Here is a 25216-nt window from a genome sequence, read left to right on the forward strand (position 1 = left end):
CATGCTTGCAATGTAGGATTTCGTCTGACAGCCTCACTCAGCTCTTTGACATCGTAACGCCCCTCTCATCCTGCTCGTTCGAAAGCAGGAGCATAATGCTGCCTGGTCCACACCCTCCTGGATCGCCTGCGCAGGAACACGGCCAGCCAAAACGATGCAGGCAGTGTGACCCTGGTGTGACCTTTCGCGGCTAACCACCAACAGCGGACACCGGCCTCACCGCCCCGCGTCGAGATCCCGCCGCGCGAGGAGCATTGCGCCGGCGATGCAGGCGGCGAACAATCCGCCTTCCAGCGCGCCGGTCACCAGCTGGGCGACCGGCCCGAAGCCGCTCTCGCCGAACAGCCCGCCGATCTGATCGAGCCGCAGGCGCGAGGCGGGGAAGTGGCGGGCGAGCAGGTCGAGGCTGCCGCCCATCAGCCGCCCACCGCGCAGCGGCACCAGCATCCCCGCGACGGCACCGACCAGCCCCGCCGCCGCGACTGCACGGCGAAGCGAATGCCCGCCCCAGCGCGCGCCGAGCCAGCTTCAAGCCCGACCGCGGCGCCGAGCATAGCGCCCTCCGCCGCGCCGGTGATGTCGCCCGGCGACTGACCGAGCAGCAGGTTGAACGCGTCGAGGCCGAGCAGCTTGACCACCCCGCCCACGACCAGCCCGCCGACCGCGCCCCCAGCCACGCTCCAATGCCACCGCCGCGCGGGCACGAAATCCGCGGCGGCGATGCCGAACGCCACCCCTGCCCCGCCCACCGATGCGACGAGAATGGTGAGGCACGTCACGACCAGCAGCACCGAGACTGCGCCCATGCCCGGCTGGAGCGGCTGCGAGGCGCCGGCGAATCCGTAGAAGATGCCGCCGATCAGCCCCGCGATCCCGGCGCCGATCGTGCCCGCGCCACCGAGCAGCAGGAAGCGGCGCCACCGCCCGGCTCCGGCGCGCGCCGGCACCGATCGGGGCTCGATGCCCGCGTCGACCGCCGCGATGAAGCGATAACCGTGCTTGGGCACGGTCTCGATCAGCCGCGGGCTGGCGGCATTGTCGCCGAGCTGCCTCCGCAGCGTCTTGATGCATTGGGTGAGCGCTTCGTCGGTAACGGGCACGCCGCGCCAGACCTGGTCGAGGAACCGGTCCTTCGACACCAGCCTGCCCTGCTCGCGCACCAGCAGCGCCAGCGCGTCGAGATAACGGGCATTGAGCTCCACCGGCACGCCCTCGCGCTTGAGCTGGCGATCGCCCATGTCGAGCACGAAGCAGTCGAAGCGGAAGATCGTCATTGCCCGAAGCCTCCCGCATCGCTCCGGTCAAGGCAATGGCAAATCAGGCCTCCGGAACCAGGCGCGCGCAAGCGAGCATCTGCGCCGCGAGGTCGGCGGGCGGGCACGCCGCTTCGCCGGCGACCCACATCCGCAGCATCGTCAATTGCGCCGCCGCGGCAGCCATCGCGACCATCGCCGGCGGCGCAGCATCCGGCATCGCCACCAGCCGCGCTTCGATCATCGCGGCCAGCCGGCGCTGGAGCTTCATGCCCGTCCCGCCACCTAGGATGATCCGGGCAAAGCCGCGCTGCTGCCAGACATGCTCGAGCATCGCGCGCACCTGGACCCTGCTCGCGCGGCCCAGCGCGGCGCTGGCCAGCGGCTGCAGGATCGGCGCCATCGCCGCCAGCAGCACTTCGTCCTTGCCGCGGAAATGCTCGTAGAAGGTCGAGCGGCCGACGCCGGCAAGCGCGATCAGATCGGCGGTGCGGATCGTGTCGTAGCGCTGCCGGAAGGCGAGCTCGACCAATGCCGCGACGATCGCATCACGGCTGCGCTTGACGCGCGGATCGAGATTCCGTCCGTCCATCGCGGCTTTCTAGCGCATTTGTCCGCTCCGCTTCCGGACTTTTGCGGGGCTCCGTCCGGCAGCGGCGTTTCCGGCCGGTTTCGCTCTCGCGCGAACCGCGCCGCTGATGCACGGTGCGCGCGGTTTCATGGGGAGCGATGCAATGACCGACCTACATCGCGTGGTGGCGATCGTGCCGAGCAGCGATCTCGACGCCAGCGAGGCATTCTACCAGCGGCTCGGCTTCGCGGTGGTGAGCGATCACGGCCATTACCGCATCCTCGCCGACGGGCGTGGCTGGCATCTGCACCTCAACCATGTCGAGGGATGGCCCGAGAAGGTCGAATACAATCCCTTCGGCCTCTATCTCTATGTCGAGGATGTCGACGCGGCCGCCGATCGGGTGCGCGAGCTGATCATCGAGAAGGGCGCACCGCACCGAAAGCCTTGGGGCACCTATGAGTTCGCAGTGAGCGATCCCAGCGGGACGCTGGTGCGCGTCGGCCGCGTGCTCGACTGAGCGATCTTCAGGCCGCCACGGCCTGGCGCGGGAGATAGCGGGTGGCGGCCAGCTCGCGCGCCTGCTGGTTGCGATCGAGCCAGATCAGGCCGACCTTGCCCCCTGCCCCGGGGTGCCGACCATGAAGTCCGCGCCGAAGCGGCGGATGCTGATCCCGGCGCGCCATTTGAGCTCGATCATCACCAAAGGCACGAACATCGGGCGCCCGGCGACTTCGACGACGTGGATCAGCTCGCGCGGCAGCGCCAGCCGCATCGGCATGCGCCCGCCCGCGCCGGGGGCGAGATCGAACGGAGTTCCGGCCGGATCGACCATCGGATTGGCGTGGAAGCCCGCGATGTTGCGGTCCTGGTCGGGACTGGCGGTCATCATCGCCATGTTGACGCGGACATTCTCGGCGGCCGAGGCCTGGGTGTTGCCGATCAGCAGCTCGCACTCGAGCACTATGTCGCGTTCGGTCACTTCGATGCGCGCGGGGCGGAGGATGATCTCGAAGGGTTCGCCCGAAGGCGCGGCGGGGGCGGCGGCGCGGCCTTGGGCGCCAGCCCGGGCGGGGGACCGACCGGACGCGCAGGCATTGCGGGCGGAGGGACCGCCGGCGCGGGCGCAGCGGCCTCATATTCTTCCAGCTCTCCGGCACGGCGGCGGCGTTGCAGCGCCCAGATGCCGCCGAACACGAGCGCAGTCGCGCCGGCACCGATCAGCATCCACAGCCAGCCGGGCGTTCCCACCGGCTGGGTTGCCGGTGCGACGGATGCGGGGAGCGCCGGCGCAGGCGCGGCAGTCGCGATCGGGCTCGGGACCGCAACCGGAGTTCCGGTCGGGGCGATGCCGGCGGGCGGCGTGGCCTGGGTTACGGGCGCCCGGGTGGCGCTCGGCCTCGATGTCGAACGGGCCGGTGCTGTCGCGCGCAGAGTCGCCGTCGCGACGGGTGCGGGAGGCGTCACCAAGGTCGGAGTCGGCGCTGGGGCCGGCGTCGGCGTTCCCAACGTGAAGCGTTCGGGCGTCACATTGGGCAGGTACATCAGGTTGGGCGGGCGACTGGGCGTCGGAGTCGGCGTTGGCGCCTGGGTCGGAGCCGGTGTAGTCTGCTGCGCACGCACGACAGGCGCGGCGATGCCCGCAGCCAACGCCGCCGCGGCGAGCCCGAACTGGCCGCCGATCCGATACCTCCCGCGATTCACCACAGCGTCTCTAGCCGTTCCAACGTGAATTTCAGCTGCACGCGGCGCATTCCGGCACCGCTTCGCCGCTTATGGCACGGTTACCCGCTGAAACGGAACATTGGCCAGCTCGGGCAACGCCTTGAGCTGGGGCTCGACGGTCTTGAGATCGCCGACCACGACCAGGGTCAACTTGTCGAGCGGATAGCGCGCTTTGGCCGACGCCATCATCGCCGCGGGCTCGACCGCGAGCACCGCGGGCACGTAGCGATCGGTCCAGTCGCCGGGCAGGCCGAGCAAGTCGCGCGTCGCCAGCGTGTTGGCCAGCGCCGACGAGGTCGAGTTCGAGATTGCGAACAGCCCCGCCATATAGGTGCGGATGCCCTTCGATTCCTCGATCGGCGCGGGTTCGGTCTGCATCCGCCGGATCTCCTTGAAGACCTCGGTCAGCGCGGCGCCGGTGACGTTGGTCGTCACATCGGCGTCGAAGGTCCACAGCGCGTCGCCCGGGCCGAACGCCACCGCCGAATTGGGCGAATAGGTATAGCCCTTGGTCTCGCGGATATTGGTGGTGATGCGCGAGCTGAACGCGCCGCCGAGCAGCTCGTTGGTCACGCGCTGCGGGATGTCCGCATCGCTGCCCGCAAGCGACGCATCGAAGGCAAGCCGGAGCGTGGTCTGCGGCGCATCGGGGCGATCGATCAGCATCACGCGGGGCCCAGGCTGGTGCGGCGCGGCGAGCGCAAGCGGCTCGGGACCCGCGGCCCAGCCGCCGAACGCCTTGTTCACTGCCGCCTTCACCGCCGCGGCGTCGAATCGTCCGGCGATGTAGAGATGCGCGCGCTTCGCCCCGAACTGGCCGGTGTGGAAGCGCTTCACGTCGTCGATCGTATAGGCGGCGAGTTGCGCCTGGCTCGGGATCGTCCGGCCATAGGGATGGTCCGGACCGTAGATCGTCCGGGCGAGCGCCGCGTCGGCGAGCGTGGCCGGCTGCGACAGCGCGACCGAGAGCTGGCGCGCGAGATTGGCCTTGATCCGGGCGAGCTCGCCGGGCGGCAGCGTCGGTCGGATCGCGACATCGCCGATCAGCGCGACCGCGTCGGGCGCATGCTCGGACAGCACGTTGATCGAGAGCTGCGTGGTCTGCGTGCCCGCACCGACGCCGAGTTCGCCGCCCATGCCCGCCGCGGCGGTGGCGAGATCGGCCGAAGAGCGGCCCGCCGCCCCTTCCTTGAGCATCTCGGCCGTCAGATCGGCGAGCCAGGTCTGCTCACCCTCGACGGCGTTGCCCGCGCGGACGCGGAGCGACACCATCGTCTTGGGCGCGATGCCATAGGGCACCAGGGTTACCTGCATGCCGTTGGCGAGCGTGAAGGTCTCGGTCGCGGGCAGCTTGAACGGCTTGGGCTCGCCCACCGGCGGAGGCGGCGGGAAGTCCTGCGCCAGCGCAGGCGTGGCGGCGGTGAGCGCCAGCGAGAGTGCGATGAGCGTGCGCCGCATCACTTGCCTCCTTGTGCGCCGGCGGCCTTCGCGGCGCCGGGTTCGATGACGTAGATCGAGCGATTGGTGCGCCGCAGATATTCCTGCGCGGTCTTCTGGATCAGCGCGGGCGTCACCTTGGCGAAGCCCTCCTCGATGCGGTTCACTGCCTGCGGATCATTGTCGAACAGGGCATAGACCGCGAGCAGATTGATCAGGCCGATCCGCCCGCCGCTGTCGATCGTGCCGTAAAGATCCGAGCGCATTTTCGTGCGCGCGCGCTCCAGCTCGGCGGCGGTCACCGGTTTGGTGCGGATGCCTTCGATGACTTCGTCGACGGCCTTGGTGATCTGGTCGCGGCTGTGCGTCGAATCGTGGGTGAAGCTGAAGCTCCACAGCATCGGCCCGCGATAATCGAACATGTCGCCGAGATCGCCGTTGATCCCGCCGCCCACTTCGCCGGCGATCCCGGTTTCCTGAACGAGCTTGCGGTACAGCCGGCTGTCGTCGCCCTGGAGCAGGATCTGGTCGATCAGCCCCATCGCATACCATTCGGGCGTTCCCCGATCGGGCACATGATAGCCCGCGGCATAGCCCGGCTTGGGCGCGAGCGCATCGACGCGGCTCCTGAACTTCTCCGCGGTCTGGCGCGGCTCGGAGATATCGGGCTGAACCACTGCGGGCTTCTTCGCGATCGGACCGAAATATTTCTCGATCATCGCGCGGGTGGCGGCATAGTCGATGTCGCCGGCGATCACGAGCACGGCGTTGCTGGGGCGATAGAATGCCTCGGAAAAGGATTTGGCGTCGGGCACCGTCGCCGCTTCGATCTCCTTCAGATCGCCGTAGAAATTGTGGCTGTTATACCAGTTGGTGTTGGCCAGCATCGGCAGGTCGATCCACGGCCAGGTGCTGTAGGGCTGGTTGAGGACATTGACCTTCACTTCGTTGCCGACGACGCCCTGCTGGTTGGCGAGCACGGTCTGGTCGATCGCCGGATTGGCCATGCGATCGGCCTCGAGCCACAGCATCCGCTCGAGCGCGCTCGACGGCAGGACCTCGTAGTAATTGGTAAAATCGAAGCGGGTCGAGCCGTTGTTGATCCCGCCCGAATTGGTCACCGTCTGGTCGAACACGCCCTTGGGCGCATGCTTCGATCCCTGGAACATCAGATGCTCGAACAGATGCGCGAAGCCGGTGCGGTCCTTGGGCTCGACGCGGAAGCCGATGCCGTAATAGGTCGCGATCGTCACCGTCGGCGCGATCTGATCCCTGGCCAGCACGACCTTGAGACCGTTGGGCAGCGTGAAATACTGCATGTCGACATGCAGCTTCGCCGCCTCCCCTGCCGGCTGGGCGGAGGCCGCCGCCGGAATCGCAGCGGCCGCCAGGGCCAGCGCGATGCGCCACTTCTTCATTCGAATCTCCCCTCGGGTGAGTCGTACCGGCTTATCTCACCGGCACACCACGCGAAAGCGGGATATCTGGTGGCTCTGTCCGGCGCGTTGCGGGGCGGTCAAAAAGAAATTTGCAGGACCCTGTCGATTCCGGAAAGCTTCGTTCGTCGTTCCGATGCCGCACCGATGCGGCAGGCTCTAACAGGGAGACAGACGATGCGGGTTATGGTGTTCGCGAAAGCCACTGAGGACAGCGAAAAGGGCGTGCCCCCACGGCGGAGGCATTCGAGGCGATGGACCGGTTCACCGAGGAACTGGTCAAGGCCGGGGTTCTGGTCGCCGGCGCCGGCCTCAAGCGCAGCGTCGATGCGAAGCGCATCGCAGTCGACGGCGCCGCCCGCACGGTCATCGACGGGCCGTTCGCCGAAGCGCGCGAGATGGTCGCCGGCTTCTCGATCTGGGAGGTCAAGGACATGGACGAGGCGGTGGCCTGGGCGAAGCGCTGTCCCAATCTCATGCCGGGCCCGAGCGCGATCGAGCTCTGGCCGTTCCTCGAGGCCGCAGACCTCGCCGAGTTCCTGACGCCCGAAGAACTCGCGGCGCCCCGTGAAGGAGAGCGCGGAAAGCTCGGCGTCGCCTGATCCGTCCGTCGACTCGGAATAAGCGTCACCCCAGCAATGAGCCGGGGTGACGCTTCACGCGTGCCTTATCGCGCCTTCGCCGCCGACTGATCGAGCGGCACCACCGGCAGCAGCACCGAACTCGACTGCGCGCCGCCATAGACCAGCGTCACCGTCGCCTTCTGATAATCCTCCTTCTTCGCGAAGAAGATGTTGGGGACGTATTTCTGCGGATTGCGGTCATAGACCGGGAACAGGCTCGACTGGACCTGCACCATGATCCGGTGCCCCGGCTGGAAGACGTGGTTCACCGTCGGCAGGCGGAACTTGTATTCCTGCACCTTGTTCGCCGGGATCGGTTCGGGCTTGGCGAAGGAATTGCGGTAGCGGCCGCGGAAGATGTCCATCGCGATCGGCAGCTGGAATCCGCCCATCTCCTTCTTCGACGCCATCTCGTCCGGATAGACGTCGATCACCTTGACCACGAAATCGCCGTCGGTGCCCGTGGTCTTCGCGAAGAGGTCCGCCAGCGGCGCGCCCGAGACGCGGACCGGGGTGGTCAGCGGTTCGGTGACATAGGTCATCACGTCGGTGCGGCCGTCGACGAAGCGCTGGTCGCTGACCAGATAGGTCGACCAGCGGCCGTCCTGGAAGTTCACCGGGCGCGGCAGATGCGGGACCGGCTTGGAAGGATCGGAGACATAGGAGTCCGATCCCTGCCCCGGTCTGTCGAAGCCGAGTCCTTCGGCGGGCTTCAGATAGATCGGCGTGAGCTTCGCGTCGCAGCCGGTCTCGCAGGCGAGCGGCCATTTGCTCAGATAGTCCCAGCGATTCTCGCCGGTATTGTAGAAGCTCGCCTTGGCGGGCGTGAAGGCAGGCGCGCCGTCCTTCAGATAGGCGTTGAAGAACGGGAGCAGGATGTCGCGGCGCGCCTGGAGCGCCGTGTCGCCTTCGAAATTGAGCTGCCCGAGCGACGAGCCGTTATAGTTGAACCCCGAATGGCGCCACGGCCCCATCAGCAGGAAGTTCTTGTCGCCCGCGCGGGTCTTCTGGATCTCCTCGAAGGCGTGGATCGCGCCGTACATGTCCTCGTGATCCCAGATGCCCTGCTCCCACAGGGTCGGCACGTTCGAGGGATTCGCGGCGAGCAATTTGTCGAGCGCCTGGCCCTGCCAGAATTCGTCATAGGCGACGTGCTGGCTCATCTTGTTCCACGCCGGCAGCTGGTCATAGCCGAACTGCTTCGCCCAATCGCCCGCCGATCCGACGCTGCGGAAGGTCTCGTAATCGTCCCAATCGGGGCGGTTGGGTGCCTTGCCGTCGCCCTTGTAGCCGGTCTGCGCGCCGATCCAGCCGATATTGGCGAGGCGGAAGGCGCCGTAATGGAACCAGTCGTCGCCCATCCAGCCGTCGATCATCGGGCTCTCGGGCGCGGCGACCTTGAGTGCCGGGTGCGGGTTGAGCAGCGCCATCACCACGGTGAAGCCCTCGTAGCTCGAGCCGAGCATGCCGACTTTGCCGTTGCTCTCGGGCGTGTTCTTGACCAGCCAGTCGATCGAATCCCACGCATCGGTGGTGTGATCCACCTTGGTCGGGTTGAGCGGGCCGACCGGCGGGCGCGTGATCACATATTCGCCCTCGGATTTGTACTTGCCGCGAATGTCCTGGAACACGCGGATATAGCCGTCGCGCACGAACACCTCGTCGCCTTCGGGCAGCGCGTTGATCATCGTCGTGCTCTCGGTCCGCTTGACGCGGCCGGCGGCGTTGTAGGGCGTGCGCGTGAACAGGATCGGCGCGTTCTTCGCGCCCTTGGGGATGACGATGACGGTGTAGAGCTTCACCCCGTCGCGCATCGGGATCATCACTTCGCGCTTGATGAAGTCCGAAGGCTGGGCCGGCGGGTCGAACTTCGCCGGGATGTCGTTGAAGGTTGAAGGGGCCGCGGTCTGCTGGGCATGGGCCACGGGGATCAGCGCAGTGGCGGCGAGAAATGCGACGAGCGACTTTTTCATTTTGATCTGTGTCTCCCTGGGAAGCCAGACCGATACGTCCAAAGCCGCACCAAAGGAAGAGCCTGCCCCCACCAAGGTAAGGGCAGGCTCGTGTTTCCTGGGTTTGTCCGGGCGCTCAGGCGTGCTCGGGCGTACCCAGCAGCTCCGCCTCTACGCTCTCGACCATGTGCGGCCGAGTCGCGCCGATCGGGCCCACGCCTTCCGAGACCGGCGACGGGCGTCCGATCTTGAACCTGGCCGAGGTGCGGCCCTCGCTGCCGTCAGGAAGCGTATAGCGCGCCTCGGCGACCACGACCGGATTGAACACCCGGCCCATCTCGCCCTTGGGCACCGCCAGATGCGCGTCGATGCGCGTGCCGTCACCCGGCGCGATCGTCACCGGCGGCACGGCGGTGTCGCCGCGATGCCCGGTGAGCAGGCTCTCCACCTCGCCCGATTCGGCATCGGCGAGCATGAAGGTCGAGATGCGGACGTCGCGGGCAGGCACGTCGCCCGAATTGCCGACGGTCAGCTCGACATCGACCATAGCCTCCTCCTCGCTGGTGCCGGCGCGGACCGGGCGCAACCCGAACTCGAGCCACGGGCGGTTCGAAACCGGCGCGGGGGCATCGGTGACGCCGGCAAGGTCCTCGCTCTCCGGCTCGGCGAGCTCGGCCTCGGTGCGCGCCTCGACGACGGTCTCCGCTTCCGCGGCGACGGCAGGCGTAGCGGCGGCGGCGGTCGCTGCCATGAACGGAGTCAGCTCCGGTTCGCGACGCGGCGCCGAGATCGGGGCAGCGGTAAGCGGCGCTTCATAGGCGCGCGGCGCTTCGGGCTCGCGAACCAAAGTCTCGACATATTCCGGCTCGTCGCGGCGGCGGCGCATCAGCAGCAGCGCCGCGGCACCGGCGAGCACCAGCAACAGGCCGCCGAGCAGCCACGGCCAGGCAAGGCCCGGGCTGCTGCTGGTCTCGGTCTGCGAGGTCCCGACGACCGGCGGCGGCGCGGCGGCCTCGGGCGCCGGAGTCACTGCCGTCGGTGCGGGTGCCTCGACCGCGGGCGCCTGAGCGACGGGCGCGGCCGGAGCGGCAGCCGGCACAGGCACCGGAGCGGCCTGACGCGTGGTCGTAATGGTCCGGGTGGTCTGGCGCACGGGCGCGGTCCGCGCTGCGGCACGCGTTTCGGCACGGGGTGCAGCCCGCGTCTCGGCGCGCGGCGCCACTTCGGTGCCGGGCACCGGGCCGGGGGCGGCGCGGGCTGGACGATCGGCGCCGACGGCGCCATCTCGATGCGCGGCGCCGTCGCGGGTGCCGGAGCCGGCGCCGGCGTCACCAGGATCGGCGGCGGCGTCACGGTCTGGGTCGCGGGCGTTTCCTGCGCGAAGGCCGGGGTTGCTAGGAGCGCGGCACCGATAAACAGCGCGGCGCGGGGGCTGAGGGTGGCTTCTTCATCATAACGAAGGTTAAATGAATGGAACCCGGCATCGGCACCGTGGCCTGCGCCGGAACGTGGCCGGCGAGCGGCGAATGAAGGCGTTAATTCAGCGTTCAGCCGCAAAATCGCCGCACTTCCCAAAAGCAAAAGGTTCCACCGCCGGTTTGACAGACGCGGCCCCGTTCCCTATATCGCCACTCACACCACAGCACCGGGAAATGATGCGCCGTCGCGCAGTGCATCGTGCGAATTGGAGTTGTGGGGTTCATAGGACGCTAAAAGCTGCCGAATTCCGAGAAGGAAGTCGTGCGGCCTTTTCGCGTCCTTTCGCACGTCCCGGCCCCGGAAAGGGGCAGTGATTTTACGGCTGACGAGGCACAAAACACCCATGGCTACCAAAGCGATCGAAAGCGGCACGATGAAGCGCCGCATCCGCAAGGTGTTCGGCGACATCCACGAAGTGGTGCAGATGCCGAACCTGATCGAGGTTCAGCGCGAATCCTACGAACAGTTCCTGCGGAGCGATCCCTCGATCGGCTACGTCTCGGGCCTCGAGAAGACGCTGCGTTCGGTATTCCCGATCCGCGACTTCGCCGGCACCGCCGAGCTCGATTTCGTCAATTACGAGCTCGAGCATCCCAAGTTCGACGTCGAAGAATGCCGCCAGCGCGGCATCACCTATGCGGCGCCGATGCGCGTTACGCTGCGCCTGATCGTGTTCGAGGTGGATCCCGATACGGAAGCCCGCTCGGTCCTCGATATCAAGGAGCAGGACGTCTACATGGGCGACATGCCCCTGATGACGGGCAACGGCACCTTCTTCATCAACGGCACCGAGCGCGTGATCGTCTCGCAGATGCACCGTTCGCCGGGTGTGCTGTTCGATCATGACCGCGGCAAGACCCATGCGTCGGGCAAGTATCTCTTCGCCGCCCGCGTGATCCCGTATCGCGGCTCGTGGCTCGACTTCGAGTTCGACGCCAAGGACATCGTCAACGTCCGCATCGACCGCAAGCGCAAGCTGCCGGTCACGACGTTGCTCTATGCCCTCAATCTGAACAGCGAGGACATCCTCAACCACTTCTACAACCGCGTGACCTATGTCCGCGGTCCGGGCGGTTGGCAGATCCCGTTTGCCGCCGAGAATTGGCGCGGCGCCAAGCCGATGTTCGACATCGTCGACGCCAAGTCGGGCGAAGTCGTGTTCCCCGCCGGGCAGAAGATCAGCCCGCGCGCTGCCAACAAGTCGGCCAAGGACGGCCTCGAGACGCTGCTGATCCCGACCGAGGAAATCTTCGGCCGCTACAGCGCCTATGACCTGATCAACGAGTCGACCGGCGAGATCTACATCGAGGCAGGCGACGAAGTGTCGGCCGAGAATCTCGAACTGCTCGACAAGGCAGGCATCGAGCGCCTCGAACTGCTCGACATCGATCACATCTCGACGGGTCCGTGGATCCGCAACACGCTCAAGGTCGACAAGGCCGAGGAGCGCGAGCAGGCCCTTTCCGACATCTACCGCGTCATGCGCCCCGGCGAGCCGCCGACGCTCGAAACCGCGGAATCGCTGTTCGCCGGCCTGTTCTTCGATCCCGAGCGCTACGACCTCTCGGCCGTCGGCCGGGTCAAGCTCAACATGCGCCTCGACCTCGACGCCGAGGACACCGTCACGACGCTCCGCACCGAGGACATCCTCGCGGTGGTCAAGACCCTCGTCGACCTCAAGGACGGCAAGGGCGAAGTCGACGACATCGACAATCTCGGAAATCGTCGTGTCCGTTCGGTGGGCGAGCTGCTCGAGAACCAGTACCGCGTCGGCCTGCTCCGCATGGAGCGTGCCGTGAAGGAGCGCATGTCGTCGGTCGACGTGTCGACCGTCATGCCGAACGACCTGATCAACGCGAAGCCCGCGGTTGCCGCGGTGCGCGAGTTCTTCGGCTCGTCGCAGCTCTCGCAGTTCATGGATCAGACCAACCCGCTCTCCGAAGTGACGCACAAGCGTCGCGTCTCGGCGCTCGGGCCGGGCGGTCTCACCCGTGAGCGCGCGGGCTTCGAAGTCCGCGACGTTCACCCGACCCATTATGGCCGCATCTGCCCGATCGAGACGCCGGAAGGCCCGAACATCGGTCTGATCAACTCGCTGGCCTCGTTCAGCCGCGTCAACAAATACGGCTTCATCGAGACGCCGTATCGCAAGATCGTCGACGGCAAGGTGACCAACGACGTCGTCTATCTGTCGGCGATGGAAGAGGCCAAGCACACGATCGCACAGGCATCCGCCGAGCTCGACGCCGAGAGCCGCTTCACCGAGGAGCTGGTCTCGTCGCGTCAGGCGGGCGAGTTCCTGATGGCGCTGCCCGAGCAGATCACGCTGATGGACGTCAGCCCCAAGCAGCTCGTCTCGGTCGCCGCATCGCTCATTCCGTTCCTGGAAAACGATGACGCCAACCGCGCGCTGATGGGCTCGAACATGCAGCGCCAGGCCGTGCCGCTGGTCCAGGCCGAGGCGCCGTTCGTCGGCACCGGCATGGAAGAGACGGTTGCGCGCGATTCGGGCGCGGCCATCTCGGCCAAGCGCTCCGGCATCGTCGATCAGGTCGACGCGACGCGTATCGTCATCCGCGCCTCGGGCGATGTCGAGGCCACCGCGAGCGGCGTCGACATCTACACGCTGATGAAGTTCCAGCGCTCGAACCAGTCGACCTGCATCAACCAGCGTCCGCTGGTGAAGGTCGGCGAGACGGTCAATGCCGGCGACATCATCGCCGACGGCCCGTCGACCGAGTTCGGCGAGCTCGCGCTCGGCCGCAACGCGCTCGTCGCGTTCATGCCGTGGAACGGCTACAACTACGAGGATTCGATCCTCATCAGCGAGCGGATCGTGAAGGACGACGTGTTCACGTCGATCCATATCGACGAGTTCGAAGTGATGGCCCGCGACACCAAGCTCGGGCCCGAGGACATTACGCGCGACATCCCGAACGTGGGTGAAGAAGCGCTTCGCAACCTCGACGAGGCGGGCATCGTGTACATCGGTGCCGAGGTCGAGCCGGGCGACATCCTCGTCGGCAAGATCACGCCGAAGGGCGAGATCGCCGATGACGCCGGAAGAGAAGCTCCTCCGCGCCATCTTCGGCGAAAAGGCCTCGGACGTGCGCGACACCTCGCTGCGCCTGCCCCCGGGCGTTGCCGGCACGATCGTCGACGTCCGCGTCTTCAATCGCCACGGCATCGACAAGGACGAGCGCGCGCTGGCGATCGAACGCGAGGAGATCGAGCGCCTGAAGAAGGACTCGGACGACGAGCGCAACATCCTCAACCGCGCCACCTGGTCGCGCCTGAAGGAAATGCTCATCGGTCAGGTCGCCACGGCGGCGCCGAAGGGCCTCAAGAAGGGCGCCACCATCGATGCCGACCTGCTCGACGGCGTCGATCGTCACGAATGGTGGAAGTTCTCGGTTCAGGACGACGCGATGCAGTCGAACCTCGAAGCGGTGAAGGGCCAGTATGACGAGGCCGTGAAGCGCATCCGCGAGAAGTTCGACGATCGCCGCGAGAAGCTGGAGCGGGGCGACGAGCTGCCGCCGGGCGTGCTCAAGATGGTCAAGGTCTTCGTCGCGGTGAAGCGCAAGCTGCAGCCGGGCGACAAGATGGCCGGCCGTCACGGCAACAAGGGCGTCATCTCGCGCATCCTGCCTGCCGAGGACATGCCGTTCCTCGAGGACGGCACGCCGGTCGATCTCGTGCTCAACCCGCTGGGCGTGCCTTCGCGCATGAACGTCGGTCAGATCTTCGAGACCCATCTCGGCTGGGCCGCGCGTCAGCTCGGCCAGCAGATCGGCGTCGCGCTCGAGGATTGGCGCCATGCCAATCCCGACGCGACCGGCGGGCAGATGCCCGATGCGGTCAAGTCGCGCCTCAAGGAAGTCTATGGCGATCACTATGTCGCCGAGATCGATGCGCGCACGCCGGAGCAGATCGTCGAGCTGGCGACCAACTTGAAGCCGGGCGTGCCGATGGCGACTCCGGTGTTCGACGGCGCACGCGAGGCCGACGTTTCCGAGATGCTGGCCCTGGCGGGCCTCGACACCTCGGGTCAGTCGACCCTGCTCGACGGCCGCACCGGCGAGGCGTTCGACCGCAAGGTCACCGTGGGCATCATCTACATGCTCAAGCTGCACCACTTGGTCGACGACAAGATCCACGCGCGTTCGATCGGGCCCTACTCGCTCGTCACCCAGCAGCCGCTGGGTGGTAAGGCGCAGTTCGGTGGTCAGCGCTTCGGTGAGATGGAGGTCTGGGCACTGCAGGCGTACGGCGCAGCCTATACCCTGCAGGAGATGCTGACGGTGAAGTCCGACGACGTGGTCGGCCGCACCAAGGTCTATGAAGCGATCGTCAAGGGCGACGACACCTTCGAGGCCGGCATTCCCGAGAGCTTCAACGTGCTCGTCAAGGAAATGCGCTCGCTGGGCCTCAACGTCGAACTCAAGAACGACGAGCCGGGCTTCGATAGCGACGGTGTCCAGATCGCTGCGGAATAAGGACAGGATCGAGTGTCAACTTCGGAGTGGCACTTGTTCCCCTTGCCCAGAGAAATTGTCCTCCCATGAGGAAACAGAAATGAACGAACTGACCAACTTCGCGAACCCGGTGGCCAAGCCGGAGACCTTCGACCAGATCCAGATCGGCATCGCCTCGCCGGACCGTATCCGCTCGTGGTCGTTCGGCGAGATCAAGAAGCCGGAAACCATCAACTATCGCACGTTCAAGCCCGAGCGTGACGGCCTGTTCTGCGCGCGCATCTTCGGTCCGATCAAGGATTACGAGTGCCTGTGCGGCAAGTACAAGCGTATGAAGTACAAGGGCATCGTCTGCGAGAAGTGCGGCGTCGAGGTCACCGTCTCGAAGGTCCGCCGCGAGCGGATGGGCCATATCGAGCTCGCCGCTCCGGTCGCGCACATCTGGTTCCTGAAGTCGCTGCCGTCGCGCATCGGCCTGCTGCTCGACATGCAGCTCAAGCAGCTCGAGCGCGTGCTCTACTTCGAAGCCTATATCGTCATCGAGCCGGGCCTGACCCCGCTGGAGAAGTATCAGCTCCTCACCGAGGACGAGCTTCTCGACGCGCAGGACGAATATGGCGAAGACGCCTTCTCGGCCGGCATCGGCGCCGAGGCCGTCAAGCAGATGCTGATGGACCTCGACCTCGAAGGCGAGCGCAAGGAGCTTCTGGAGGAGCTCGCGGTCACCAAGTCCGAGCTCAAGCCCAAGAAGATCATCAAGCGCCTCAAGGTCGTCGAGAGCTTCATCGATTCGGGCAATCGCCCCGAGTGGATGATCCTCGACGTCGTTCCGGTCATCCCGCCCGAACTGCGCCCGCTGGTGCCGCTCGACGGCGGCCGCTTCGCGACGTCGGATCTCAACGATCTGTATCGCCGCGTGATCAACCGCAACAACCGCCTCAAGCGCCTCATGGAGCTGCGCGCGCCGGACATCATCGTCCGCAACGAAAAGCGCATGCTGCAGGAAGCCGTCGACGCATTGTTCGACAACGGCCGCCGCGGCCGTACGATCACCGGTGCCAACAAGCGTCCGCTCAAGTCGCTGTCCGACATGCTCAAGGGCAAGCAGGGCCGCTTCCGCCAGAATCTGCTCGGCAAGCGCGTCGACTATTCGGGCCGCTCGGTCATCGTCACCGGTCCGGAACTCAAGCTGCACCAGTGCGGCCTGCCCAAGAAGATGGCGCTCGAGCTGTTCAAGCCGTTCATCTACGCCCGCCTCGACGCCAAGGGTCTCTCGATGACCCTCAAGCAGGCGAAGAAGTGGGTCGAGAAGGAGCGCAAGGAAGTCTGGGACATCCTCGACGAAGTCATTCGCGAGCACCCCGTCCTCCTCAACCGCGCGCCGACGCTCCACCGTCTGGGCATCCAGGCGTTCGAGCCGGTGCTGATCGAAGGCAAGGCGATCCAGCTCCACCCGCTGGTCTGCTCGGCGTTCAACGCCGACTTCGACGGTGACCAGATGGCCGTGCACGTCCCGCTGAGCCTCGAGGCCCAGCTGGAAGCGCGCGTCCTGATGATGTCGACCAACAACATCCTGTCGCCCGCGAACGGCAAGCCGATCATCGTGCCGTCGCAGGACATGGTCCTCGGCCTTTATTATCTGTCGATGATGAAGGAAGGCGAGCCCGGCGAGGGCATGCTGATCGCCGACATGTCGGAGGTCCACCAGGCGCTGAACGCGGGTGCGGTTACGCTGCACACCAAGATCACCAGCCGCGTGCCGCAGACCGACGAGAATGGCGTCGTCAGCATGAAGCGCTACGAGACGACGCCGGGCCGCATGCTGCTCGGCGAGACGCTCCCGCAGTCGCACAAGGTGCCGTTCGAGACCGTCAACCGCCTCCTCACCAAGAAGGATGTGGGCGACGTGATCGACGAGGTCTATCGCCACACCGGCCAGAAGGAGACCGTGCTGTTCGCCGACGCGATCATGGCATTGGGCTTCAAGCACGCGTTCAAGGCGGGCATTTCGTTCGGCAAGGACGACATGATCATCCCGGACGCCAAGGTGGGCCTGGTCGACGAGACCCGCGCGCTCGTGAAGGATTACGAGCAGCAGTATCAGGACGGCCTGATCACCCAGCAGGAGAAGTACAACAAGGTGATCGACGCCTGGAGCCGTTGCGGCGATCAGGTGGCCGGCGCCATGATGGACGAGATCAAGGCGGTGAAGCGCTACGAGGACGGCCCCAACAAGGGCCGTGAGAAGGACATCAACTCGATCTACATGATGGCCCACTCGGGTGCCCGCGGTTCGCAGGCGCAGATCAAGCAGCTGGCCGGCATGCGCGGCCTGATGGCCAAGCCTTCGGGCGAGATCATCGAGACGCCGATCATCTCGAACTTCAAGGAAGGCCTGACCGTCCTTGAATACTTCAACTCGACCCACGGTGCCCGCAAGGGCCTCGCGGACACCGCGTTGAAGACCGCCAACTCGGGCTACCTCACTCGCCGCCTTGTCGACGTGTCGCAGGACTGCGTCGTCATGGAGGAGGATTGCGGTACCGAGCGCGCGCTCGAGATGCGTGCCATCGTGCAGGGCGGCTCGACCATCGCGTCGCTCGGCGAGCGCATTCTCGGCCGCACGACGGCCGAGGACGTGGTCGACAGCAAGACCAACGAAGTCATCATCCCGTCGGGCACGTTGCTCGACGAGGCGATGATCACGCAGATCGAAGCCACCGGCATTCAGGGGATGAAGATCCGCTCGCCGCTGGTCTGCGAAGCGCGGATCGGTGTCTGCGGCAAGTGCTACGGGCGTGACCTCGCCCGCGGTACGCCGGTGAACATCGGTGAAGCGGTCGGTGTCATCGCGGCGCAGTCGATCGGCGAGCCGGGCACCCAGCTGACGATGCGGACCTTCCACATCGGCGGCGCGGCGCAGCTCAACGAGCAGTCGAACCTCGAAGCGCCGACTGACGGCAAGGTCGAATTCCGCGACGTCCGCATGATCGTCGATCAGCGTGGCCGCCGCGTGGTTACCTCGCGTTCGGCCGAGCTGGCGATCGTCGACATGGATGGCCGTGAGCTCGCGGTGCACCGCATTCCCTACGGTGCGTATGTGCTGTTCGACGATGGTCACATCGTCTCGCAGGGCGACCGCATGGCGGAGTGGGATCCGTTCACCATGCCGGTGATCACCGAGAACCCCGGCATCGTGAAATATGTCGACGTGATCGAAGGCAAGACGATGACCGAGCAGGTCGACGAAGCGACGGGCATCGCCCAGCGCGTCATCACCGAGAATCGCGGCATCTCCGCCAAGAAGGAGGATCTGCGTCCGCGCCTGACTCTCACCGGCGGCAGCGCCGAGGAGGCCGGCCGTTACATGCTGGCGGCAGGCGCAGTGCTCTCCGTCGAGGACGGTGCACAGGTTCAGGGCGGTGACGTTCTGGCCCGTGTCAGCCGCGAGTCCGCCAAGACCCGCGACATCACCGGCGGTCTGCCGCGCGTTGCCGAGCTGTTCGAAGCGCGCAAGCCCAAGGAGAACGCGATCATCGCGAAGGTCTCGGGCCGCGTCGTGTTCGGCAAGGACTACAAGGCCAAGCGCAAGATCGGGATCATGCCCGAGGACGGCGGCGAGGTCGTGGAGTATCTGGTTCCGAAGTCGAAGGTGATCGACGTCCAGGAAGGCGACTACGTCAAGCGTGGCGACAACCTGATCGGCGGCAGCCCCGATCCGCACGACATTCTCGAGGTGCTCGGCATCGAGCCGCTCGCGGAATATCTCGTGTCGGAAATCCAGGAAGTCTATCGACTGCAGGGCGTGAAGATCAACGACAAGCACATCGAGGTGATCGTTCGCCAGATGCTGCAGAAGGTCGAGATCATCGAGTCCGGCGACACCACGCTCCTCGTGGGCGAGCAGCTCGATCGCGACGAAATGGACGAGGTCAACGCGAAGCTCGAAAAGGGTCAGGCCCCCGCACAGGGCAAGCCGATCCTGCTCGGCATCACCAAGGCGTCGCTGCAGACCCGCAGCTTCATCTCGGCGGCGTCGTTCCAGGAGACCACCCGCGTCCTCACCGAGGCGGCGGTCCAGGGCAAGCAGGACACCCTGCTCGGCCTCAAGGAGAACGTGATCGTCGGCCGTCTCATCCCCGCCGGTACCGGCGCGGGCATGAACCGCCTGCGTGTCGCAGCCTCGTCGCGTGACGCGGCGCTTCGGGTGGCCCAGCGCCGCATGAACGAAGCCTCGCTGATCGCGCCGAACTCGGCCGCGGAAGAGCATGCAGCCGAACTGGCCCGCTCGACCCGCGACGCCGGCGGCACCGGCGACGACGCGCTGGCGAGCGTGGTCCCCTCGGGCCACGGCACCGATGCGGACGCCGGCGAGTATCTGAACGAGAGCGAGTGATCGCTTCCGTTCAGCTGCTCACGCGCTGAACAAAGAAAGCCGCCGCCCGGTCTCCCGGACGGCGGCTTTTCTTTGGCTTCCCCACATGCCGCCCCTATATGTTTCATATACGAATCGTATAGGTAACCTCCGATGGGCGTCGTGAACATAGAAGACGATCTGCACGATCAGCTGCGCCGGGCGAGCAAGGTAACGTGTCGTTCGATCAACGCGCAGGCCGCGTGGTGGATCAAGGTCGGCATGCTGTGCGAGACCAATCCGACGCTCGGTTTCGCCGAGATCATCGAGCACGAGCTTGGCTCCGCGGGCGTTTCGATCCGATCCCTGCCCCTGGTGACGCATGACGAAGCGGCCTGAAGAAGTGGCGTTGCTGGCCGAATCCGGCCGGCTATTGGCGTCGGTGTTCGGGCTGCTCGATCGAACCTCGCTCGCCGGCAGATCGACGCTCGAGATCGATGAAATGGTCGAGCGGTTCATCATCGACGATCTGCAGGCCCGGCCCGCGAGCAAGGGCCAATATGGCTATGGCTTCGTGCTGAACTCTTCGGTGAATGACGTGGTCTGCCACGGCGTCCCGTCGCAGTCGGTCGTGCTCCGCGACGGCGACATCGTCAATTTCGACATCACGCTCGAAAAGAACGGCTATATCGCGGATTCAAGCAAGACCTATCTCGTCGGCAAGGTGCACCCGGCCGCCAGGCGACTGGTCCAGGCCACTTACGAAGCCATGTGGATGGGCATCCGCGCGGTCCGTCCGGGTGCACGGCTAGGCGACATCGGCTGGGCGATCGAACGCCATGCCAGGCGCAACGGCTATTCGGTCGTCCGTGAATATTGCGGTCACGGCATCGGCCGCGAGATGCACGAGGAACCGCAGGTCCTGCACTTCGGAAAGCCGGGAACCGGCCTCCCTTGCGCGAAGGCATGGTCTTCACAATCGAGCCGATGCTCAATCGCGGCCGGCGCAGCGTGCGAACCGAGGCCGACGGCTGGACGGTGGTAACCAGGGACGGATCGCTTTCGGCCCAGTTCGAGCACACCGTCGCGGTCACCGCTTCCGGCGTATCGGTGCTGACGTTGCGTCCCGACGAGTTGGGGCGTCAGGCCTCGAGAGGGCGGCGGCCAGCGCTTACACCGCGTGGTGCAGATAGCGCTCGCTGAAATCGCCGACGTCGCGAAGGCGCTGCCAGTCGAGCACCACCCGCGCGTTCGTGGACAGCCCGATCAGTCCCTCCTTGCGCAGCGCCTGGAGCGTGCGATTGGTGTGCGCCCGGACCTTCGGCTCTAAAAGACGCCCAGTTCTTCGCGATCGCGCAGATGCAGATAGCGCTGGTTGAAATCGCCCACGTCGCGCAGCCGTCGCCAGTCTGGGAAGCTGATGTTGCGGCGATTGCGCACGATCAGCCCTTCCGTCTCCAGCACCTTGAGCACGCGATTGACGTGCACCGAAGTGAGGCCGGTGGCATCGGCGAGCTGCTCCTGCGTCATCGGCAGCGCATAGCCATGGTCGGGCCGCGCGGCGCCCTGCGCCTCCAGCCGCAATGCGAACTCGCACAGCAGATGCGCCAGCCGGCTGCGCGAATCCCGACGGCCGACATTGAGTACCCATTCGCGGAGGATCGAAGCCTCGATCAGCGTCGTCACCTGGATCGCCCTGCCGACATTGGGCCGTTCCAGCGCGATCTGCTGGAACGCCGCGATGGGCACGTCCGCGATCTCGACGCGGGTGAGCATCTGGACGTTGTGGTCCGAAACCTCGAGGAACAGGTTCTGGAAGTCGAGCGCCTCGCCCGGGATGTGCAGCCCGATGATCTGCCGCGCACCGTCTCCGGTGATCTTCTGGCGGAAGGCGTAGCCCGAAACCAGCACGCCGCAGGTCCGCGGCTTGTCACCCTCGCGCACTGTGTATGTGGCCGGTTCCAGCCAGCGCAATTTGTAGGGAAGTGCCAGCAGCGCCTCGCGGTCCTCGCGCGTCAGCGAATGATTGCGATCCAGCCTTCCTATCAGCGCGTCGAGCGGATGATCCGCATCTGCCATTTCATACTCCCGCTGCTGGGCGGGAGCACAAGCCTCTCTCAGTCGCCAACGGCCGGGATATCGAATGGCGATGCCGCTACCATAACATATGGCGTACGACAGCAACCAAACAAATATTGTGTTTTAGGGCAATGGACCGACGTTCCGGTCCCGCTAGCCAAGCCGCACCCCGCGCTCTATCTGCACGCGCATGGCAACCGAGCTCTACGACCTCACGGTCCCCGCCCTCCTCCGCGGCTTCAAGGCGATGGCCGCGTTCCTCGAAAAGGCGCGCGCGCATGCCGACGAGCACGGGATCGCGCATGGCGATCTGCTCACTGCGCGACTGTACGACGACATGGCGCCGCTGACCGGGCAGATCCAGCGCGCCAGCGACACCGCCAAGTTCACCGCCTCGCGCCTCTCCGGGATCCAGCCGCCGGCGATGCCCGATACCGAGGCGAGCTTCGACGATCTCCAGGCGCGCATTGCCGCGACGGTGGCGTTCCTGAACTCGGTCCCGCGCGAGGCGATCGACGGGCGCGAGGATGCGGATGTCGAATTGAAGACCCAGTTGTTCAGCATCCCCTTCAAGGGCCGCGGCTATCTGCTCGACTTCGCGCTCCCCAATTTCTATTTCCACGTCACCACGGCCTACGCCATCCTGCGCCACAAGGGCGTGCCGCTCGGCAAGATGGACTATATCGGCGGCATGGGATGACGCGGATCGCAGTCATCGGCGCCGGCGCGATCGGTGGAACGCTCGCCGCGTGGCTGGCGCAGGGCCATGACGTGACGGTCTGCGCGCGCACGCCGTTCGCCGATCTCGAGATCGAGAGCCCCGCAGGCACCATCCGCGCGACGCCGCGCATCCTCACCGATCCTGCGGAGGCGACCCCGGTGGATTGGGTGCTCACGACCACCAAGACCTATGACTGCGCGGCCGCGGCGGCATGGCTGCCGGGGCTGATGGCGCCCGGGACGCGGCTGGCAGTGATCCAGAACGGCGTCGAGCAACGCGAGCGCTTCCCGATGGTGCCGTCCGAACACATTGTCCCGGTGATCATCGACTTGCCCGCCGAACGCACCGCCCCCGGCCGCATCGTCCAGCGCCGCGAGGGCACGATCCTCGTGCCCGACGGCGATGCGGGCGAGGCTTTCACCGCGTTGTTCGCCGAAACGGTGATCGAGACCGCCACCACCCCCGATTTCATCACCGCCGCATGGCGCAAGCTCGCGATCAATTGCTCGGGGATCGTCAGCGCCATCACCCGCCGCGCGGCAGAGGTCGCCAATGACGAGGGTGTGGCGGAAGTGATGCGCGGACTGGTCCGCGAATGCATCGCGGTCGGCCGCGCCGAGGGCGCGACGCTACCGGACCAGCTTGCCGATCAGGTGGTCGAATGGACCCGGAAAGCGCATCCGGATTCGGTCAATTCGCTTCACGCCGATTTCGTCGCCGGCCGCCCGATGGAGCTCGACGCGCGCAACGGCGTGATCGTCCGGCTGGGCGAGAAGCACGGCATCCCGACGCCGCTGAACAAGGCGCTGGCGGCGTTGGTGGAGGCGAGCGCCGTCTAGCCATCGGCGCTCCGGCGAAGGCCGGAGCGCTGGCGATCGAGCGACGCCCTCTCCTCCCAGGGCTCCGGCCTTCGCCGGAGCACGAATGCGCTCAAATCTCCACGATCCGGCTCCCCAGCCGCTCGGCCTCGGCGCGGTCGTGGGTGACCATCAGGATCGGCAGGCCCAGCGCGTCGCGCAGCCGCTCGATCAGGCCCATGATCTCCTCGCGCCGCGCGCGGTCGAGCGACGACAAGGGCTCGTCGAGCAGCAGGAAGCGCGGGTTCGAAAGCAGCGCCCGCCCGATCGCCACGCGCCGCGCCTCGCCGCCCGACAGCGTCCGCGGCCAGCGATCGAGCAGTCCCGCCAGCCCGAGCAAGGCGATCGTCTCGTCGACATCGACCGCGCCCTCGCCGCTACGCCAGCCATAAAGCAGGTTCGCACGCACGCGCTTGTGCGGGAACAGCCGCGCGTCCTGGAATACATAGCCCGCGCGCCGCCGCTCGGGCGGCAGATCGAGCCCGAGCGCGGCGTCGAACAGGTCCTCGCCGCTCACCCGCACATGCCCGCGATCGGGTTCGATCAGTCCCGCCACCATGTTGAGCACGCTGGTCTTGCCCGCGCCCGAAGGCCCGAACAGCACGGTCAGTCCCGCGCCGCCCTCGATCCGGCAGGCGATCTCGGCATCGCCCAGCCGCTTGGCGACGTCGACGTCAAAGGACATGCAGCCCCCGCCCCGCGCGCCGCGCGATCAGTTCGGAGGCGACCAGGGCCGCCAGCGAAAGCAGTACCGACACTCCAGCCAGCCGCAGCACCAGGGCCTCTCCACCCGGGGTCTGCAGCGCGGCGTAGATCGCCAGCGGCAGCGTCTGGGTCTCGCCGGGCACATTGGAGACGAACGTGATCGTCGCGCCGAACTCGCCCAGCGCGCGCGCGAAGCCGAGCACCACGCCGGCGATCACCCCGGGAAGACTGAGCGGCAGCGTGACCGTCGCGAACGTCCGCCAGCGCCCCGCCCCTAGCGTCCGCGCCGCCTGTTCGAGCCGCCGGTCGACGCCTTCGATCGACAAGCGGATCGCGCGCACCATCAGCGGCAGCGCCATCACGCCCGCCGCGACCGCCGCGCCGGTCCAGCGAAAGAGCACGCTCACGCCGAACCAGCTCTCCAGCCACGCGCCGATCGGGCCGGCGGGCGCGAAGGCGAGCAGCAGCAGCCAGCCGGTCACCACCGGCGGCACCACCAGCGGCAGATGCACCAGCGCGTCGAGCAGCACCCGCCCCGGAAAGCGCACCCGTGCGAGCAGCCAGGCCAGTGCGAATGCCAGCGGCAGGCTGACCAGCACCGCCACGCCGCCCACCTTGAGCGACAAAGCGACGATCCCCCATTCCTCGGGCGTCAGCATCTCACGGTGCCGTGAACCCGAAGCGCGCGAAGATCGCCTTGCCCGCGCCGGAGAGCAGGAAGCGGCGGAAACTCTCGGCATCGGGGCTGGTCGAAGCCTTGAGCCGCGCCAGCGGATAGCGGATCGGCGGATGGCTGCCGGCGGGGAGCATCCGCACCGCGCGCACCTGCCGCGAGGCGCGCGCGTCAGTGGCGTAGACCACCCCCATTCGGCCGCGCCGCGCTCGACCAGCGCCAGCGCCGCGCGGACATTCTCGGCGCGTACCACCCGCGGCGCGACACCGTTCCACAGCCCGAGCCTGGTCAGCGACGCCTGCGCATAGCGCCCGGCGGGCACCGAGGCCGGATCGGCCAGCGCGACGCGCCCGCTCGCCAGCAGGCGCCCCAGCGGGACGTTGGCGCTCGTCTGCCCTGCACTCGCGGGCTGCACCACCACCAGTCGATTACCGACCAGATTCGCCCGCGTACCCGGCACGATCAGCCCGCGCCGCTGGACATCGTCCATCCACGGTTCGTCGGCCGACACGAACAGGTCCGCCGCCGCACCCGCCGCGACCTGCCGCGCCAGCGCCGACGAAGCCGCGAACGACAGCACCGGCCGCTTATGGCCCAGCCGAGCCCACGCATCCGCCGCCGCGTTCATCGATTCTTGCAGGCTCGCCGCCGCGAGCACCAGCGGTCCGCGCTGTGCGGCGAAGGCGCGCGGGCCCAATGCGACCGTCGCAGCCACGCCGATCAGGAATTCGCGCCGGTCGATCCCCATGCCCTCGTCTCCTCGCCTGCCCGCTATGACGCAAGCGCCACCTGCGGGGCAAGGACCTCGGGCCGGGAGCAGACTGCCGCTCCCGGCCCGATGCGGATATTCCTTGCAGCGCTCCGCTTACAAAC

General features: G+C 66.7%; 17 protein-coding genes and 4 pseudogenes. 8 read left to right on the forward strand and 13 right to left on the reverse strand.

Features of this window, described 5'->3' with window-relative positions; translation table 11 throughout:
* Window positions 1-216 precede the first annotated feature (216 nt).
* Genes PIB19_RS08650 through PIB19_RS08660 form a run of 3 tightly spaced genes read right to left on the reverse strand, consistent with a single transcriptional unit; the run spans window position 217 to window position 1845 of the window.
* Window positions 217-447 (reverse strand): hypothetical protein, encoded by a 231-nt coding sequence (locus PIB19_RS08650; RefSeq protein ID WP_271240468.1) that lies wholly within the window; start codon window positions 445-447, stop codon window positions 217-219.
* Window positions 417-1274, reverse strand: a complete 858-nt coding sequence (locus PIB19_RS08655; RefSeq protein WP_271240469.1) for a winged helix-turn-helix domain-containing protein — start codon at window positions 1272-1274, stop codon at window positions 417-419. The genes PIB19_RS08650 and PIB19_RS08655 overlap by 31 nt, the downstream gene beginning before the upstream one ends.
* Before the next feature lie 43 nt (window positions 1275-1317).
* Window positions 1318-1845 (reverse strand): TetR/AcrR family transcriptional regulator, encoded by a 528-nt coding sequence (locus PIB19_RS08660; RefSeq protein ID WP_271240470.1) that lies wholly within the window; start codon window positions 1843-1845, stop codon window positions 1318-1320.
* Window positions 1846-1987: 142 nt separating this feature from the next.
* Between PIB19_RS08660 and PIB19_RS08665 the strand changes: the two genes are divergently transcribed.
* On the forward strand, window positions 1988-2344 hold the full coding sequence (locus PIB19_RS08665; protein WP_271240471.1) for a VOC family protein: 357 nt from the start codon (window positions 1988-1990) through the stop codon (window positions 2342-2344).
* Between the two features lie 84 nt (window positions 2345-2428).
* Here PIB19_RS08665 and PIB19_RS08670 read toward each other — a convergent pair whose 3' ends face one another.
* The 4 genes from PIB19_RS08670 to PIB19_RS08685 form a co-directional block, all read right to left on the reverse strand.
* On the reverse strand, window positions 2429-2806 hold the full coding sequence (locus PIB19_RS08670) for a hypothetical protein (RefSeq protein WP_271240472.1): 378 nt from the start codon (window positions 2804-2806) through the stop codon (window positions 2429-2431).
* A complete protein-coding gene (locus tag PIB19_RS08675; RefSeq protein WP_271240473.1) occupies window positions 2803-3528 on the reverse strand; it encodes a hypothetical protein in 726 nt (241 codons plus the stop codon). Before PIB19_RS08675 ends, PIB19_RS08670 begins: the two co-directional genes overlap by 4 nt.
* 69 nt (window positions 3529-3597) lie before the next feature.
* A complete protein-coding gene (locus PIB19_RS08680; protein ID WP_271240474.1) occupies window positions 3598-5007 on the reverse strand; it encodes a M16 family metallopeptidase in 1410 nt (469 codons plus the stop codon).
* Entirely contained in the window at window positions 5007-6404 is a 1398-nt protein-coding gene (locus PIB19_RS08685; protein WP_271240475.1) for a M16 family metallopeptidase, read from the reverse strand. Before PIB19_RS08685 ends, PIB19_RS08680 begins: the two co-directional genes overlap by 1 nt.
* A gap of 195 nt (window positions 6405-6599) precedes the next feature.
* On the opposite strand from PIB19_RS08685, the pseudogene PIB19_RS08690 reads away from it, so the two are divergent.
* Window positions 6600-6952 (forward strand): annotated as a pseudogene (locus PIB19_RS08690) (YciI family protein); the annotation flags it as partial.
* A 137-nt stretch (window positions 6953-7089) separates the two neighbouring features.
* Here PIB19_RS08690 and PIB19_RS08695 read toward each other — a convergent pair.
* Together PIB19_RS08695 and PIB19_RS08700 are read right to left on the reverse strand one after the other, a co-directional pair.
* Entirely contained in the window at window positions 7090-9018 is a 1929-nt protein-coding gene (locus PIB19_RS08695) for a CocE/NonD family hydrolase (protein WP_271240476.1), read from the reverse strand.
* A gap of 115 nt (window positions 9019-9133) precedes the next feature.
* Window positions 9134-10234, reverse strand: a complete 1101-nt coding sequence (locus PIB19_RS08700; RefSeq protein WP_271240477.1) for a hypothetical protein — start codon at window positions 10232-10234, stop codon at window positions 9134-9136.
* A gap of 585 nt (window positions 10235-10819) precedes the next feature.
* Between PIB19_RS08700 and rpoB the strand changes: the two are divergent.
* The 4 genes and pseudogenes from rpoB (at window position 10820) to map (ending at window position 20511) form a co-directional block, all read left to right on the forward strand.
* A pseudogene (rpoB, locus tag PIB19_RS08705) lies at window positions 10820-14975 on the forward strand (DNA-directed RNA polymerase subunit beta).
* A gap of 79 nt (window positions 14976-15054) precedes the next feature.
* Window positions 15055-19350: a DNA-directed RNA polymerase subunit beta' gene (gene rpoC, locus PIB19_RS08710; protein ID WP_271240478.1), complete on the forward strand. Its 4296-nt coding sequence runs from the start codon at window positions 15055-15057 to the stop codon at window positions 19348-19350.
* A gap of 132 nt (window positions 19351-19482) precedes the next feature.
* Window positions 19483-19707, forward strand: a complete 225-nt coding sequence (locus PIB19_RS08715; protein WP_271240479.1) for a ParD-like family protein — start codon at window positions 19483-19485, stop codon at window positions 19705-19707.
* Window positions 19691-20511, forward strand: a pseudogene (gene map / locus PIB19_RS08720) (type I methionyl aminopeptidase). Before PIB19_RS08715 ends, map begins: the two are co-directional and overlap by 17 nt.
* 123 nt (window positions 20512-20634) lie before the next feature.
* Here the strand turns inward: map and PIB19_RS08725 are convergent.
* Complete coding sequence (locus PIB19_RS08725; RefSeq protein WP_271240480.1) at window positions 20635-21387, reverse strand: Crp/Fnr family transcriptional regulator; 753 nt, start codon at window positions 21385-21387, stop codon at window positions 20635-20637.
* Between the two features lie 190 nt (window positions 21388-21577).
* Here PIB19_RS08725 and PIB19_RS08730 point away from each other — a divergent pair, with 190 nt between their 5' ends.
* Together PIB19_RS08730 and PIB19_RS08735 are read left to right on the forward strand one after the other, a co-directional pair.
* On the forward strand, window positions 21578-22087 hold the full coding sequence (locus tag PIB19_RS08730; RefSeq protein WP_271240481.1) for a DUF1993 domain-containing protein: 510 nt from the start codon (window positions 21578-21580) through the stop codon (window positions 22085-22087).
* Window positions 22084-22947 (forward strand): 2-dehydropantoate 2-reductase, encoded by an 864-nt coding sequence (locus tag PIB19_RS08735; RefSeq protein ID WP_271240482.1) that lies wholly within the window; start codon window positions 22084-22086, stop codon window positions 22945-22947. The genes PIB19_RS08730 and PIB19_RS08735 overlap by 4 nt, the downstream gene beginning before the upstream one ends.
* 91 nt (window positions 22948-23038) lie before the next feature.
* Here PIB19_RS08735 and PIB19_RS08740 read toward each other — a convergent pair whose 3' ends face one another.
* The 3 genes and pseudogenes from PIB19_RS08740 to modA all read right to left on the reverse strand — a co-directional run bounded on the left by PIB19_RS08740 (window position 23039) and on the right by modA (window position 25091).
* Window positions 23039-23650 (reverse strand): ATP-binding cassette domain-containing protein, encoded by a 612-nt coding sequence (locus tag PIB19_RS08740; RefSeq protein ID WP_271240483.1) that lies wholly within the window; start codon window positions 23648-23650, stop codon window positions 23039-23041.
* Window positions 23640-24329, reverse strand: coding sequence for a molybdate ABC transporter permease subunit (gene modB / locus PIB19_RS08745; protein WP_271240484.1), 690 nt, complete (start codon window positions 24327-24329; stop codon window positions 23640-23642). The genes PIB19_RS08740 and modB overlap by 11 nt, the downstream gene beginning before the upstream one ends.
* A 1-nt stretch (window position 24330) precedes the next feature.
* Window positions 24331-25091: pseudogene (gene modA / locus PIB19_RS08750) on the reverse strand (molybdate ABC transporter substrate-binding protein).
* Between the last annotated feature and the right edge of the window lie 125 nt (window positions 25092-25216).

The organism is Sphingomonas sp. 7/4-4 (genome assembly GCF_027941955.1).
In the GTDB taxonomy this organism is placed as follows: domain Bacteria; phylum Pseudomonadota; class Alphaproteobacteria; order Sphingomonadales; family Sphingomonadaceae; genus Sphingomonas.